Here is a 14,730-nt window from a genome sequence, read left to right on the forward strand (position 1 = left end):
TATGTAAGCGATTACAAGATCATGTAATCGTTTACATAAATGAATGTAATCGATTTCACCCGGCGTTGACGTGACCGCCCGCTCATTTGCCGATCCTGGCGATTCGGGTAGGCAAGGCCTGAGAAGAGGCTCGCAGCCAACAACAGATCCGCCTTGGTCCGCTCGACGAGTCGTTCGACGCTGGAAGCGTTGGCGATATGCGCGAACGACCAGACCCGCCATTCGGCGGCATCGGCGCCATCCACGGCCGCAACGGCTTCGACACCTTCAGCAAGCTGCTGCCGGTGTTCCGCCAGCGCCGGCTCGCCGCCAGCGACCTGCTCAAGCCGCCGTATCGCGGCAAGATCGACGCGATGATCCGCTGGCTGGCGAAGTAGCGGACACGGCGATCCGCACCGCTTCGTAGCGGCGCCGCGGCGATGCGGCGATGCGGCGATGCGGCGATGCGATGATGCGATGATGATCGGCGCATCGCATCGCCCATAGAGAAGGAACTCGTCCATGACCGACGTCGCCCGCACGCCGGACGCCGCGCCTTCCGCGCGCCGCGTCGGCCTGATCGCCTTCGCGGCCTGGCCGGCGATCGTCGCGGTCTGGGTGGCCTGGCTGGCCTATCGCCTGCACCGCTCCGACGTCAGCTGGTGGCTGGCCTACGAGGGCAGCTGGGTCGCGATCGCCGCGATCGCGATCGCTCCGCTGCCGCTGCTGGTCTGGGCCGGACGCGGCCGCCGCCTGGGCCCGGCCCTGCTCGGCTTGGCCCTGGGCGGCATCGCTGCGCTGGCCCTGGCCCTGCTCGGCCGCCAGGCGATCGTCGATCTGCGCGAACGCGACTTCCAGGCCAAGCAGGCGCGACTGGAGGCATTCGCGGCGACCGTACGCAGCGGCGATCCGGCGCGCATCCGCGCCGGCCTGGCGGCCCTGCCCGAACAGCCGACGCCGGCGCAGGCGCTGTGCGCGCTCAGCGGCGGCCCCAGCTACCGCTACGTGCGCTGGCTGTGGTTCGACGAACAGGCCTACGGACCGCGCCAGAACGGCGCCGATCTGCTGGTGGCCGCCGCGGCCGTGGTTGCCGGACCGGCCACGCGCGAAGCCAAGCAAAGCGCGTTGCGGGTGGTGCTGCGCGCGCTGGCCGAGCACGAAACCGACGGCGCGCACTTCGCGCGCTGGGCGCAGTTGTGGCGCACGACCTTGCCGGCGCCGGTGGCCGCGGCTCCGCTGCTGTTCGAAGACGACGGCGACCCGGAGGGCTGCCGGATCGGCGACCCGGCCGAGCGCGTACTGCGCCAGTGGCAGGGGCCGGGCCTGCAGGCCTGGCTCGACGCCGGCTTCGGCTTCGGCCCCGGGCAATCGCCGGCCGCCCTGCGCGCGGTGGAATCCAGGCAACAACTCGCGCGCCTGCTCGACGCCGCGCCGGCGATCGCCACGCAACTGCGCGAAGATCCGGTGCTGGGCGCGCGGGCGCTGTCGGCGCAGGCCGACGGCCTGTCCAAACGCCTCGACGCGGCATCGCGGCCGGCGGCGCTGGCCGAGACCATCGAGGCGCTGCGCGCCGCCGGCGCCGACCCGGTGGGCGCCGGCAGCGCCTGGACCGCCTGCGACCGCTTCCTCGACGACGAACGCAACAGCGAATCGGACGCGACCGGGACCGCCGAGCGCAACGCCGCGGCCGAGCGCATCCGTGCCGCGCTGTGCCCGGCCGGCAAGACGGTCGCAGCCACGACGGGCCGGGCCGACAGCCGCGCGCGCTGAGCGCTACACTGCGCGGCATGAAAATCGTCAGCTGGAACGTCAACTCGCTCAACGTGCGCCTGCCGCACCTGCAACAGTGGCTGGCCGGGTTCGCGCCCGACATCGTCGCGCTGCAGGAAACCAAGCTCGAAGACAACCGCTTCCCCGACACCGTCCTGGCCGAAGCCGGCTACCGCAGCGTGTTCGCCGGGCAGAAGACCTACAACGGCGTGGCGATCCTCTCGCGCGAAACCGCGCAGGACGTGCAGGTCGGCATTCCCGGTTTCGAGGACGAGCAGAAGCGGGTCATCGCCGCCACCGTCGGCGGCCTGCGCATCGTCAACCTGTACGTGGTCAACGGCCAGGACGTGGGCACCGAGAAGTACGCCTACAAGCTGCGCTGGCTCGACGCCGTGCACGCCTGGCTGGAGCAGGAACTGGCGCGCCACCCGGACACCATCGTGCTTGGCGACTTCAACATCGCCCCGGAAGCGCGCGACACCCACGATCCGGCGGTGTGGAACGACGACCACATCCTGACCTCGACCGCCGAGCGCGACGCGCTGCGCCGCCTGCTCGCGCTCGGCCTGCACGACGGCTACCGCCTGCACAACCAGGACGAAGGCCAGTTCTCGTGGTGGGACTACCGCCAGGCCGGCTTCCGCCGCAACCTCGGCCTGCGCATCGACCTCAACCTGGTCTCCGAATCCCTGCGCGCCCGCTGCGTCGCCTCCGGCATCGACCGCGAACCGCGCACCTGGGACCGCCCCAGCGATCACGCGCCGGCGTGGGTGGCTTTGGCTTGAGGTCGGGGCTCGGGGCTCGGGGCTCGGGAATCGGGAATCGGGAATCGGGAATCGGGAAATGCTCAGCCCTCTCGGTCCGCCACGCAACCGCTTCTGACCATTCCCCATTCCCGATTCCCCATTCCCGCCGCAACAAAAAAGCCCGGCCGAAGCCGGGCTTTTTTCGTTGCGGCAACGCGTCAGCGTACGCGACCGCGGCGGAACAGATTGACGATGGCCAGCAGCACCACCGCGCCGACCAGCGACAGCAGCAGGCCGCTGAGGCTGAAAGCGCCGCTGTTGATGGTGCCCGAACCGATGCCGAGCACGCCGCCCAGCCAACCGCCGAGGAACGCGCCGACGATGCCGACGATGATGTTGAGGAAAATTCCCTGCTGACCGTCGGTCCTCATGATCATGCTGGCGATCCAGCCGATGACACCGCCTACGACCAGCCAAATGATGATACCGAGCATGTGCGTTCTCCTAGCGATTCACGGGTGATGCGCGAGGCGGCGGCGGGGCCGCCGTCGTCCCTTTCATCGGGGACGATCGCAGTCTGAATCGCGCACCGTGACGGCTGCGTCAGAGCGATATCAGTGTCGCGTGAAGCACAATGTCCCGTAAAAACAGCGCGTTTTCGCGTCGTGAAAGAGCCGCGCACAAGCGTGCGCGAGGACGGGCAAACGGTCGGTTTCGGCCGACATGCGGACGTACTTCCGCCGGTGGCGCAGCGTCGGCACGGCGTCGGACGCTGCCGGCGGCAGGCGCCTGGCAGCCGGTTTCGAGGTCATTGTGAAAACCGCGTTTTCCAGCCGCGGCCGCGCCTTGGCGGCCATTGCGGCGAAAGGAATTCGCCGCCGCGGAAACCGCGTCGGCCGGGCCCGCGCCGTAGCCGTCATTGCCGGGCGCGCGATCGAACCCCTGGTCCGGAGCCGGTCTCGCGCATGCGCTGCGCGAACGGCCGAGCGGCGATGCGGTTAACCGGCCGCGTGCAGCATCGCGACCAACGCCTGCCGCGGCAGCTTGCCGGTCTCGTTGCGCGGCAGCGCCGCGACCCGGCGCAGCGGACGCGGCAGGAACACCGGATCGATGCTCTGCCGCAGCGCGTGCAGGATCGCCGCCTCGTCCAGTTCGGGCGCGACCACCAGCGCGGCGATGCGGCGCACGCCGAACGCGTCGGCGGTGTCGAGCTGGAACACCACGCCGTCGCGCACGCCGTCGATCGCCAGCAGCTTGCGGGTCAGATCGCCGAGCGAGGCGCGCTTGCCGGCGATCTCCAGCAGGTCCGCGCTGCGGCCGCGCAATTCGAAGCGGCCGTCGGCGTCGACTTCCATCAGATCGGCCAGCACCACCGGCTCGGGCAGATGCGGCGCATGCACCGCGGTGCCGTCGGGCTGCGGGCACACGCGCACGCCGGGCAACGGCGTCCAGGCGGTTTCGCGCGCGGTGCGGCGGCGCGCGAACACGCAGGTCTCGGTGGAGCCGAACACCTCGCGCACTTCGCAGCGGTACCGCGCTTCGGCGGCGGCGGCCAGTTCCAGCGACAACGGCGCGGTGGCCGAGACGATGCCGGCCAGCGCCGGCAACTCGACTCCGGATTCGACCAGCGCGCGCAGATGCACCGGCGTGGTCACCAGCAACGGCGGCGTCGGCGCGTCGGCCAGCGCGCGGGCGACGTCGTCGGGAAAGAACGGCCGGCCGGCGTGCACCGCGACCGGCCCGAGCAGCGGCAGCAACACTGACATTTCCATGCCGTACATGTGCTGCGGCGGCACGGTCGCGACCAGGCAGGTGATGCCGTCCGCGCGCAGCAGGTCGTGCAGCGCGGCGAGGTTCTGCGCGGTGCTGGTGCGGAACGCGTCCCAGCTCTTGGGGTTGGGCTTGGGCTGGCCGGTGCTGCCGGAAGTGAAACCGATCGCCAGCAAGGCCGAGACGTCGGCGTCGAGCGGTCGCTCGGATTCGGCCCGCATCAACTCATCCGGCAGGCGCAGGTAGCGCGGCGGCAACGGGTCCAGGGCGAGGTCGCCGATGCAATAACTGTCGGGATAGCGACCGAGCACGTCGTCGATCACCGCCGGCGCGCGCGAGGACGGCAGCAGATTGGTCTGGCCGCGCAGCGCCACCGCGCACAGCGCGACCAGGAAACGGTAACGGTCCTCGCACAGGTTCACCGCGTGGCACGCCGCCGGCAAGCTCGCGGCCAGGGCGCGCACTTCGGCCTGGAAGCGGGCGCGGTCGATCGCGCCGTCGCGGCCGAAGGCGAGCGCGGCGGCCGGATCGCCGGCGACGAAGGCGAAGCGCGCGCACTCGCGCGGCGCGCCGTCCTGGCCGGACGCAACGAGACTGGAATCGACGACCGCTGACATCCTGATGTGGCTTCCCGCGGCCGCCGAGGCCGCTTCATGCTGCAACTTGCCCGGACCCGCCTGATCCTGCGCTGACGGCGCGCCTTGCGCGCCGCGCCGGCCGGCCGAGTCCGTTCCCCGCATTTAGCTTACGCTGACCGGCCCGGCCGACGCCAAAGCACGTTGTTCATGTCCGTTCCTACCCCCGCCGACGTCCATGCCGAAGCCGGTCCGCATGCGGTGCGCTGGACCTGGCTGGCGCATCGCCACGGCCATCCGGCCGAGCCCGAGGCGCGGGCCTGGCTGGCCGGGCAACTGGGCGACCCGGGGCTGTCGCTGAACCGGGACGAACGCCAGCGGCCGCACCTGAACCCGCCCCATCAGGGCTACGACTGCAACTGGAGCCACAGCGGCGAGCGCCTGCTGGTGGCGCTGGCGCGGCAGGCGCGGATCGGCGTCGACCTGGAGCGGCTGCATCGCCGGCCGCGCGCGCTGGAGGTCGCGGCGCGCTTCTTCAGCGAAACCGAAGCCGGCTGGCTGCGCGGCCATCCCGACCTCGACCGCGCCTTCCTGCGCCTGTGGTGCGCCAAGGAGGCGGTGCTCAAGGCCCACGGCCACGGCCTGTCGTTCGGGCTGGAGAAGCTGCGTTTCGAGGACGGCGCCGACGGACTGCGCCTGGTCGAATGCGACCCGGCCCTGGGCCTGCCGCAGGACTGGACCCTGCGCGAGATCGAGCCCGCACCGGGCTACCTGGGCGCGCTGGCCTGGCGCCCGCGCCCGGCCTGAACCCCGGCGCGGGTTTCCGTCCGCCGCCGGGCATCGGCGATACTGTCGCCGATGACGACCCCCACCCCTCTGCCGCCCGGGCTACGCAGCGAGCTCGAAGCCGGCCTGTCCGCGCTCGGCCTGGATCCGGCCCTGTCCGCGCCGCTGCTCGACTACCTGGCCCTGCTGGCTCGCTGGAACCGCACCTACAACCTGACCGCGGTCCGCGACCCGCAGGAAATGGTCGCCAAGCACCTGCTCGATTCGCTGGCCATGCACGCCTACGTCGACCCGCTGGCGCGCCGCGGCGGCGCCCTGGCCGACCTCGGCACCGGCCCGGGCCTGCCCGGCATCCCGCTGTCCATCGTCAAGCCCGGCCTGCGCGTGACCCTGGTCGAAAGCAACGGCAAGAAAGCCCGGTTCATGCGCGAAGCCTTGCGCCAGCTGGGGCTGAAGGACGCGCGCGTGGCCGAGTCGCGGATCGAGGCCTTCGCCGAGCCCGGCTGCTACGACGCGATCACCGCCCGCGCCCTGGCGACCCTGCCGCTGATCCTCGAACTGGGCGGGCACCTGCTCAAGCCCGGCGGAGTGTTGCTGGCGATGAAGGGCGTGCGCCCGGACGAGGAAATCGCCGCCCTGCCGCCGGCCTGGGAAGTCCGCGCGGTCGAGCCGATGCGGGTGCCCGGCCTGGAGGCCGAGCGCCATATGGTGGTGATCGGCCGCCGCGGCGAGGCCGCCGAAGCCGCCTCGGCGGCCGCGAACCCCGAATCCCGCCCTGGGGCATAATGCCCAGTCCGGCCGGCGCCTAACGCCGGCCGTCTCCCGTCATCACACCGAATCAGCAGGGGACGAGCCGCATGGCCCGCATCATCGCCGTCGCCAATCAGAAAGGCGGGGTCGGCAAGACCACCACCGCGGTCAACCTGGCCGCCGCGCTGGCGCGCGCGCCCAAGCGCGTGCTGCTGGTCGACCTGGACCCGCAGGGCAACGCGACCATGGGCAGCGGCATCGACAAGCGCCAGCTCGAGGACTCGGTCTGCGACGTCCTGCTCGGCGAAGCCGAAGTCGGCAGCGCGATCGTGCGCGCCCCGGAAGACTTCGACCTGCTGCCCGGCAACATCGACCTGACCGCGGCCGAGATCCGCCTGATGAGCGAGGACGAGCGCGAGCAGCGGCTCAAGCGCGCGCTGGCGCCGCTGGCCGACCGCTACGACTTCATCATCGTCGACTGCCCGCCGGCGCTGTCGCTGCTGACCTTGAACGCGCTGACCGCGGCCGATTCGATCATCGTGCCGATGCAGTGCGAGTACTACGCGCTGGAAGGCCTGAGCGCGCTGGTCGACACGATCGAGGCGCTGAAGGCGCGGCTGAACCCTTCACTGGAAATCGAAGGCGTGTTGCGCACCATGTTCGACGTGCGCAACAACCTCGCCAACGCGGTCTCGGCCGAACTGATCAACCACTTCGGCGACCGGGTGTTCCGCACCATCGTGCCGCGCAACGTGCGCCTGGCCGAAGCGCCCAGCCACGGCCAGAGCATCGTCGGCTACGACAAGGCCAGCCGCGGCGGCATCGCCTACATGGGCCTGGCCGGCGAAGTGCTGCGCCGCCAGCGCGAACGCGAGCAGGCCGCCAAGGCCGCCGCGCGCGCCGCCATCGCGGAGACCGCGGCATGAGTTCGACCAAGAAGCGCGGCCTCGGCCGCGGCCTGGAAGCCCTGCTCGGCCCGAAGGCCGCCGCCGAAGCCCCGACCCTGGTCGAGGCCCAGCCCGGCGACCTGCTGCGCCACCTGCCGGTGGATTCGCTGAGCGCCGGCAAGTACCAGCCGCGCAAGCACTGGGACGAAGACAAGCTGGCCGAGCTGGCCGAGTCGATCAAGGCCCAGGGCGTGATCCAGCCCATCGTCGTGCGCGAGATCGGCGAGCGCGGCGGCCGCACCTACGAAATCATCGCCGGCGAACGCCGTTGGCGCGCCTCGCGCCTGGCCGGGCTGAGCGAGATCCCGGTGGTGATCCGCGAAGTCGACGACCGCACCGTGGTCGCGATGGCGCTGATCGAGAACATCCAGCGCGAAGACCTCAACCCGCTGGAAGAAGCCCAGGCGCTGACCCGCCTGATCGACGAGTTCGACCTGACCCACGCCCAGGCCGCCGAGGCCGTGGGCCGCTCGCGCGCGGCGGTGTCCAACCTGCTGCGCCTGCTCGAGCTGCCGTCCGAGATCCGGGTGCTGGTCGAGACCCGCGCCCTGGAGATGGGCCACGCCCGCGCCCTGCTGACCCTGGCCCCGCAGGCGGCGATCGCCCTGGCCCGCCAGGCCGCCGAAGCCGGCTGGTCGGTGCGCGACGTCGAGCACCGGGTGCAGCAGCTCGCCGCCGGCAAGATCCCCATCGGCGGCAAGCCCAAGCCGGCCAAGGCCAAGCCGCAGGCCGACATCCTGACCCTGGAGCGCGAGCTGTCGGAATCGCTCAACGCCAAGGTCAACGTGCTCCACGGCCGCGGCGGCAAGGGCCGCCTGGTGATCCACTACACCGACCTGGACTCGCTGGAAGGCGTGCTGGAAAAGCTGCGCGGCAAGGTCGAGGCCTGAACCCGTACCGCTACCGGGTCAGCCTGCGACTGCGGCATCCCGACGCCGACCTGGGCCCCTGGACCGAACGTCTCGAGCTCGATCCGGCGACCTGCCGGCACAGCCGCGCCGGCGATCCGCGCGCAACTCCGAACGGCCAGCCCCTATCCGGGACCTACCGCGAATCGCGCTGGAGCGCCGACCTCGCGCCGGGGCCGCAGCCACAGGACTCGCGGCTGCAGCCCCTGGAAGCGTTTCTGGCTGAGACGCTGCAGCGGCTGTCGTTGCGTGCCGAGGCCTTGCAGGCCTTGCGCGGGGACGGCGGCCGCGCCGGGTTCTTCATCGGCTTGTTCTGCGACGACGATTGCGGCCTGGAACTGGAGCCCGACCTGCTTGCCGCGGCGGCTCGGCTCGGGATCGGCCTGGACCTGGCCCTCTATCCTGGCCACCCGCCCGAAGACCGCGCAGCCGCCGCCGATTGAATCCGGCTCCGCGGCGGGGACGCGACGACGCGGCCCGAGCGCTTTTCTTGTGACCCCGACGCCGGAACCGGCGCCGTTATCCACTAAACTGGCGCCTCCGCAATCGCCGCCCGCCCAGCCGGATTTCCCTCCGGCCGGGCCTTGGGCGTCGCCGCTGCGACCGAACCCGACACCGAGAAGGAGATGCACATGAAATGGATGGCCGCCGCCGCACTGATGCTGGCACCGGTCCTGGCCTGGGCGCAGTCGAACGGGACCTGCCCCGAGCTCAACGATGCAAGCCTGAAATGGGGCCAGCGCCAGGGTGCCAACTACACCATCTGCTACCTCGAGCTGCCGTCCAGCCTCGGCACCGGCACCGGCCTGGGCGTGTACCTGGGCCAGCGCAGCTTCAAGCCGGCCAAGAAGGCGCGCGCCGAGAAGGGCACGGTCGGCACCCAGGCGGTGACCTGGCACAAGAAGGCGACCGTCGGCAACGCGCGTCCCTACTCGCGCGAGACCGTGGTCTCCCTGCCGGGCGAAAAGCCCAAGAGCAAGGTCAAGGTCTACGTCTGGATCGACGCCGCCAGCCAGGAACAGCTGGACGAGGCCTTCGGCCTGGCGAAGCAGATCTCGGCGCAATAAACCGCCGCCTGCCGCAATGCGGCAATCAGCAGTGAACTAGGCTTCAGGCGCCCGCGGCCAAGCTGCCGCGGGTGCTGCGACACGACCGCGTCTCGCGCCGCCTGCCCCGTCCCTCCCCATTCCGCCGCAGCTTCCATGACCATCCTCGTCACCGGCGCAGCCGGCTTCATCGGCGCCAACGTCTGCCGCGCCCTGCGCGCCCAGGGCCGCGCCGTCGTCGGCCTGGACAACTACAACGACTACTACGACCCCCAACTCAAGCGCGACCGCGTCGCCGCGCTGTGCCCGCAGGTCGACATCCGCCGCATCGACCTCGGCGACCGCGACGGCCTGGCCGCGCTGTTCGACGAGGTCCGCCCGGAGCGGGTGATCCACCTCGCCGCCCAGGCCGGGGTGCGCTATTCGCTGAGCAATCCGCACGCCTACGTCGACAGCAACCTGGTCGGCTTCGTCAACCTGCTCGAGCTATGCCGGCACCGCGGCGTGCAGCACCTGGCCTACGCCAGTTCCTCCTCGGTGTACGGCGACTCGGCGGTGCCGCCGTTCTCGGAAGACCAGCGCATCGACAAGCCGCGCTCGCTGTACGCGGCGACCAAGGCCGCCAACGAGCTGATGGCCTACACCTACGCCCAGCTGTACGGCCTGCGCGCCACCGGCCTGCGCTTCTTCACCGTCTACGGCCCCTGGGGCCGGCCGGACATGGCGCCGCTGCTGTTCTCGCGCGCGGTCCTGGCCGGACGGCCGATCGAGGTGTTCAACCACGGCAAGATGCGCCGCGACTTCACCTTCATCGACGACATCGTCGCCGGCGTGCTCGGCGCGCTCGACCATCCGCCCACCGAGACCCCGCCGCACCGGGTGTTCAACCTCGGCAACCACACCCCGGTCGAGCTGGAGCATTTCATCGGCGTGATCGAGGCCGCGGCCGGCAAGCCAGCGCAGAAGGTCTACCGGCCGATGCAGCCCGGCGACATGGTCGAGACCATGGCCGACACCGCCCGCGCCCAGGCCGCGTTCGGCTTCGAGCCGGCGACGTCGATCGAACGCGGACTGCCGCTTGTGGTCGAATGGTGCCGGACCTATTTCGGCGAGAATGCCTGAACCCGCGGCCCGGCCTGCTTCGCGGAAGGATCCGCCGGCCGGACCGCCTCACGGCGCGGCAACGTACCGCGCCGGTACGATTCGCCCCTCTCTCGCGGGAGCGGGCGGCCCATAAGAAAGGCCCGCGGCGGCCGCGGTTCCCGTTGCAGTAGACGGCCCCGGCCCCGAGCGCCCAACGCGAGTTTCCGAGCCATGACCCAATCGCCCCAGCTGTCCGTCGTCGTTCCGGTATTCAACGAGCAGGACAACGTCGCGCCGTTGATCGAGGAGATCACCACCGCCCTGCGCGGCCGCTCGCCTTCCGACGGCGGCGACTTCGAGATCGTCTACATCGACGACCACTCGCGCGACGGCACCCTGGCCGCGCTGCAGGCGCTGAAGGCCGGCGTGCCCGAGCTGCGCGTGCTGCACCACGTGACCCAGAGCGGGCAGAGCACCGCGGTGCGCACCGGGGTCAAGGCCGCGCGCGGCGCCTGGATCGCGACCCTCGACGGCGACGGCCAGAACGATCCGGCCGACATCCCCAAGCTGCTGGCCAAGCGCGCCGAATCGGCGCCGGAGGTCAAGCTGTTCGCCGGCTGGCGGGTCAACCGCCAGGACTCGGGCAGCAAGCGCTGGGCCTCGAAGTGGGCCAACGCGATCCGCCGCCGCATGCTGCGCGACGACACCCCCGACACCGGCTGCGGGATCAAGCTGTTCGAACGCGCGGCCTTCCTCGAGCTGCCCTACTTCGACCACATGCACCGCTACCTGCCGGCGCTGATGCAGCGCGCCGGCTGGAAGACCCTGAGCGTGCCGGTCAACCACCGCGCGCGCGGCGCCGGCGTGTCCAAGTACAACAACCTCAACCGCGCCCTGGTCGGCATCGCCGACCTGCGCGGGGTGGCCTGGCTGATCCGCCGCGGCAAGGTCACCGCGGTGGTCGAACGCTGAAGGCGCCGCCATGGATGTCATGAATTCGCCGATCGAGTGGCTGGCCTGGACCGGCCTGCACATGTCGCCGTGGAAGCTGATCGGCCTGGTCGGCGCGCTGATGTTCGGCGGCCGCTGGCTGGTCCAGTTCGTCGCCAGCAAGCGCATGGGCAAGCCGGTGATCCCGCGCCTGTTCTGGTACATGAGCCTGGTCGGCAGCGCGATGACCCTGAGCTACTTCCTGTTCTCGCAGAAGCAGGACTCGGTCGGGGTGATCCAGAACCTGTTCCCGGCCTTCACCGCCGCCTACAGCCTGTACCTGGACATCAAGCACCGCGGCTGGCACCGGGACAAGGCCGGCCACTGAGGCCCGACGCTCAGTCCAGGTCCTCGCAGGCCGGCGGCAGCGCCACCCAGGGGTGGCGTCGCTCGCCGTATACCGAGACCGTCGGCGGCGGCGGAAACGCCGGATCGGCGAACGCGCCGGCCGCGACCAGGACGATCCCGGGCAGCGCGTCCGGCCGCCAGAACACGGTCGAGCCGCATTGCGGACAAAAGCCGAACCGGGCCAGGTTGCCGCTGTCGCCGGCCTGGGCGTAGCGGCTGAACCGGCCCCGGACCGCGATCGCGGCCTCGGGGAAGCGCACCTGATAGCTGAACGCGCTGCCGGTCCGGCGCTTGCACGCCAGGCAGTGGCAGATCGAGATCCGCAGCGGCTCGCCCTCGCAACTCAGGCTGAGCTGGCCGCAGGCGCAGGACGCTGTGCGACGGGTCATTGCCCCCTCCTCCGGGGCCGGATGGCCCGCGCTATGGCCGCACACCGGCGGCCGGACGCCAAGTGCTTGTTCCGGCGCGGATTTACCTGCATAATGCGCGGCTCGCTGTGTCCGGCGCATTCCTTGTGGATGCCCGGGCGGCCCCGGAAGTGCGATTCCGGCCGCCATGGTGCAGACGAGGTTTCCACCCGTATCGCGCGATGCCCCCGGGGCATCGGGGCCGCCGCCTCCCTGGCTAAGGGAAGCAACCAACCTTTTGAGGTGCGCAATGTCCCGCGTATGCCAAGTAACGGGCAAGCGAACGACGACCGGCAACAACGTCTCGCATGCCATGAACAAGACCCGCCGCCGTTTCCTCCCCAACCTGCACGAGCGCCGCTTCTGGGTCGCCAGTGAGAACCGTTGGGTGAAGCTGCGCGTTTCCGCCAATGCCCTGCGCACCATCGACAAGAACGGCATCGACGCCGTCCTCGCCGAGCTCCGCGCTCGCGGCGAAAAGATCTGAGGAGGACTGAACCATGGCTTCCAAGCGCGACAAGATCCGCCTGATCTCGACGGCAAACACCGGTCACTTCTACACGACCGACAAGAACAAGAAGAACACCCCGAACAAGATGGAGGTCAAGAAGTACGACCCCGTCGTTCGCAAGCACGTGATCTACAAGGAAGGCAAGATCAAGTGATGCAATGGCGCGTTCGCGCTTAGCGCGAACGCCTTCGCCATTGCATCATCCCCGCGAAAGCGGGGATCCAGAGCCTTCAGAAAGAACCCGCCCTCGTGGCGGGTTTTTTCTTTTGGGGATTCGGGACTCGGGACTCGGGACTCGGGACTCGGGACTCGGGATCGATGATCGCGGCTTCAGAGCCAGGCCGGAACAACGCCCGGGGCCTCTGCACTCGCGACAACGACGATGGCCGGGTTCGACGACGCCCTTCCAAGCCGTCATGCCCGCGCAGGCGGGCATCCATAGACTTCAGCGTCATGCCTCGATAAGGCCCTGGATCCCCGCCTTCGCGGGGATGACACCAGGTGGGCTGGTCGCGGTCGTGGACCGACCTTGGCGATTTCCCAAGCCGTCATGCCCGCGCAGGCGGGCATCCAGAGACTTCAGCGTCATCCCCGGATAGAGCCCTGGATCCCCGCCTTCGCGGGGATGTCGGCAGGAATGCGGATATCCGCCGACGCCACGAGGCCGCGCGATCCGCGGCCTTGCGACGGAGCCCGGATCAGGGCACGACGTTGCCGAAGAACGACTTCACCTGCGGCCAGATCAGCTGCATCTTCACCCCGCGGTTGGGCGCCTGCAGGTTGCAGTTGCCGCCGAAGTGGTGCAGCGCCACGGCCTTGTGCGAAGAGCGCGCCAGCACCGGCGAGCCGGAATTGCCGCCCTCGGTGTCGCAGTAGTAGCCGGCATCGGTATCGGTGCCGTAGCCGTCCGCATCGGCATCGATGATCTTGCAACGGCCGCCGCCGTCGCGATCGCTGACCACCGACAACTCCTTCATGCGCGTGGCCGGATGGCCGCTGATGTACATCTCTTCGCCGACCACCGGCTTGCGCACGTCCAGGCTGAGATAGCCGAAGCCGGAGATGGCGGCGGCGTTCTTCACCGTGAGCAGGGTGTAGTCCAGAGTCTGGTCGGTCTTGAGCATCTGGTCGCCGGCGACCTTGGTGACCGTGCCGCTGGTGGTGCCGGCGCAGGTGGTGGCCTGGTAGTTGAACCAGTACTCGGACGCGGCCACGTCGGCGGCGCTGTCGAGGCAGTGGTTGTTGGTGAAGACCCGATTGCCTGCGCCGACGCGCCAGGCCGTGCACCACTTGGTGCCGTTGAGCAGGATCAGCGCCACCGGCTTGGAGCGCGCGACCGCGGTCGCGTCGGTGCCGGCGTAGCAGGCCACCGGACGGCTGTCCTTGACCCCGCAGATCGACTTCGACGAAGCATCGCCGCCGAGCAGGCCGGCCTCGCCCAGCTCGCCCATCAGCGGCTGCGGAAAGCCCTCGTCGTAACGGCTGACGCGCACGCCGTGGTGCGGCGCCCACGGCTCGGTCGGCGTTCCGACCAGGCGCAGCACCGCCGTGCTGCCGGCGACCGACATCGCGCCGAAACGGGTCTTGCCGTCTTCGCCCAGCGTCGCATCGACGGTGTGCCGGCCGAGGTCGCTTTGGCTATAACGGTACACCTCGCGGCGTTGCGGGTCGGACACTTCCAGAGTCACGCCGGCGGGCAGGGCGAAGTGCTCGAAATGCACCTTGATGTAGGCCGCGTCCGCAGTGCGGATCTGCACCGGCTTGGACCACGCCGACTTCGACAGGCCCGCCTGCGGCCCCAGGCTGAGAGCGACGGCGCGGGTTTCGCCGGCGCGCAGCGGCGCGGGGCGCTCGGCGGCGAGGGCCGATGCGGTGGACAGGCAGGCGCTCACGAGCAGGCCGAGCGCGCAGGTCGGAAGGTTTGCGATGGACATCTCGTCTCCTTGATCACGATCCGGCGCTCACCGCGCGACGTCGATCGCCGCGCAGGCGCCGGGCAAGAGCTTGCACAGCGACGGCGCCGCACAGGCGCGTCGAACGCGGCCGATTCCGCGCATAAACGTGAACCGCATCGGATTCGAACGGCCGATATCCGGAACTTGAATGCAGCGCGC

18 protein-coding genes are annotated in these 14,730 nt (G+C 70.2%); 13 read left to right on the forward strand and 5 right to left on the reverse strand.

The genetic code is table 11. The annotated features are described in order from the left end of the window. Positions 1 to 11: 11 nt before the first annotated feature. Entirely contained in the window at positions 12 to 503 is a 492-nt protein-coding gene (locus K4L06_RS22770) for a hypothetical protein (protein ID WP_221670483.1), read from the reverse strand. Here K4L06_RS22770 and K4L06_RS05705 point away from each other — a divergent pair. Both K4L06_RS05705 and xth read left to right on the forward strand, forming a co-directional pair. After that, positions 502 to 1,749 (forward strand): hypothetical protein, encoded by a 1,248-nt coding sequence (locus K4L06_RS05705; protein WP_221670484.1) that lies wholly within the window; start codon positions 502 to 504, stop codon positions 1,747 to 1,749. The two genes, K4L06_RS22770 and K4L06_RS05705, sit on opposite strands and share 2 nt — an antisense overlap. A 17-nt stretch (positions 1,750 to 1,766) precedes the next feature. Beyond that, a complete protein-coding gene (xth, locus tag K4L06_RS05710) occupies positions 1,767 to 2,534 on the forward strand; it encodes an exodeoxyribonuclease III (protein ID WP_221670485.1) in 768 nt (255 codons plus the stop codon). A 179-nt stretch (positions 2,535 to 2,713) separates the two neighbouring features. On the opposite strand, the gene K4L06_RS05715 is transcribed toward xth, so the two are convergent. Then, the gene (locus tag K4L06_RS05715) at positions 2,714 to 2,989 is read right to left on the reverse strand and encodes a GlsB/YeaQ/YmgE family stress response membrane protein (protein WP_064746020.1); all 276 of its coding nucleotides are present in this window, start codon (positions 2,987 to 2,989) and stop codon (positions 2,714 to 2,716) included. Between the two features lie 504 nt (positions 2,990 to 3,493). Continuing rightward, entirely contained in the window at positions 3,494 to 4,882 is a 1,389-nt protein-coding gene (locus K4L06_RS05720; RefSeq protein WP_221670486.1) for an AMP-binding protein, read from the reverse strand. A 168-nt stretch (positions 4,883 to 5,050) separates the two neighbouring features. Between K4L06_RS05720 and K4L06_RS05725 the strand changes: the two genes are divergently transcribed. From K4L06_RS05725 to K4L06_RS05765, 9 genes are all read left to right on the forward strand, one after another. Further along, entirely contained in the window at positions 5,051 to 5,647 is a 597-nt protein-coding gene (locus tag K4L06_RS05725; RefSeq protein ID WP_221670487.1) for a 4'-phosphopantetheinyl transferase superfamily protein, read from the forward strand. A gap of 51 nt (positions 5,648 to 5,698) precedes the next feature. Then, positions 5,699 to 6,412 (forward strand): 16S rRNA (guanine(527)-N(7))-methyltransferase RsmG, encoded by a 714-nt coding sequence (rsmG, locus tag K4L06_RS05730; protein WP_221670488.1) that lies wholly within the window; start codon positions 5,699 to 5,701, stop codon positions 6,410 to 6,412. A gap of 71 nt (positions 6,413 to 6,483) precedes the next feature. Continuing rightward, positions 6,484 to 7,302 (forward strand): AAA family ATPase, encoded by an 819-nt coding sequence (locus tag K4L06_RS05735; RefSeq protein WP_221670489.1) that lies wholly within the window; start codon positions 6,484 to 6,486, stop codon positions 7,300 to 7,302. Continuing rightward, entirely contained in the window at positions 7,299 to 8,213 is a 915-nt protein-coding gene (locus K4L06_RS05740; RefSeq protein ID WP_221670490.1) for a ParB/RepB/Spo0J family partition protein, read from the forward strand. The genes K4L06_RS05735 and K4L06_RS05740 overlap by 4 nt, the downstream gene beginning before the upstream one ends. 263 nt (positions 8,214 to 8,476) lie before the next feature. Further along, on the forward strand, positions 8,477 to 8,674 hold the full coding sequence (locus K4L06_RS05745) for a hypothetical protein (protein WP_221670491.1): 198 nt from the start codon (positions 8,477 to 8,479) through the stop codon (positions 8,672 to 8,674). A 189-nt stretch (positions 8,675 to 8,863) separates the two neighbouring features. Then, on the forward strand, positions 8,864 to 9,298 hold the full coding sequence (locus K4L06_RS05750) for a hypothetical protein (RefSeq protein WP_221670492.1): 435 nt from the start codon (positions 8,864 to 8,866) through the stop codon (positions 9,296 to 9,298). A 135-nt stretch (positions 9,299 to 9,433) separates the two neighbouring features. Next, entirely contained in the window at positions 9,434 to 10,399 is a 966-nt protein-coding gene (locus K4L06_RS05755) for an NAD-dependent epimerase/dehydratase family protein (RefSeq protein ID WP_221670493.1), read from the forward strand. A 192-nt stretch (positions 10,400 to 10,591) separates the two neighbouring features. Beyond that, complete coding sequence (locus K4L06_RS05760) at positions 10,592 to 11,332, forward strand: glycosyltransferase family 2 protein (RefSeq protein ID WP_221670494.1); 741 nt, start codon at positions 10,592 to 10,594, stop codon at positions 11,330 to 11,332. Between the two features lie 10 nt (positions 11,333 to 11,342). Continuing rightward, complete coding sequence (locus K4L06_RS05765; protein WP_221670495.1) at positions 11,343 to 11,678, forward strand: lipid-A-disaccharide synthase N-terminal domain-containing protein; 336 nt, start codon at positions 11,343 to 11,345, stop codon at positions 11,676 to 11,678. A gap of 10 nt (positions 11,679 to 11,688) precedes the next feature. On the opposite strand, the gene K4L06_RS05770 is transcribed toward K4L06_RS05765, so the two are convergent. Next, on the reverse strand, positions 11,689 to 12,087 hold the full coding sequence (locus K4L06_RS05770) for a GFA family protein (RefSeq protein WP_221670496.1): 399 nt from the start codon (positions 12,085 to 12,087) through the stop codon (positions 11,689 to 11,691). A 268-nt stretch (positions 12,088 to 12,355) separates the two neighbouring features. Between K4L06_RS05770 and rpmB the strand changes: the two genes are divergently transcribed. Together rpmB and rpmG are read left to right on the forward strand one after the other, a co-directional pair. Beyond that, a complete protein-coding gene (gene rpmB / locus K4L06_RS05775) occupies positions 12,356 to 12,592 on the forward strand; it encodes a 50S ribosomal protein L28 (protein ID WP_064746010.1) in 237 nt (78 codons plus the stop codon). A gap of 13 nt (positions 12,593 to 12,605) precedes the next feature. Then, positions 12,606 to 12,770: a 50S ribosomal protein L33 gene (gene rpmG / locus K4L06_RS05780; RefSeq protein ID WP_064746009.1), complete on the forward strand. Its 165-nt coding sequence runs from the start codon at positions 12,606 to 12,608 to the stop codon at positions 12,768 to 12,770. Between the two features lie 544 nt (positions 12,771 to 13,314). Here the strand turns inward: rpmG and K4L06_RS05785 are convergent. Further along, positions 13,315 to 14,550, reverse strand: coding sequence for a serine protease (locus tag K4L06_RS05785; protein ID WP_221670497.1), 1,236 nt, complete (start codon positions 14,548 to 14,550; stop codon positions 13,315 to 13,317). Positions 14,551 to 14,730: the final 180 nt, after the last annotated feature.

The organism is Lysobacter sp. BMK333-48F3, assembly GCF_019733395.1.
GTDB lineage: Bacteria > Pseudomonadota > Gammaproteobacteria > Xanthomonadales > Xanthomonadaceae > Lysobacter.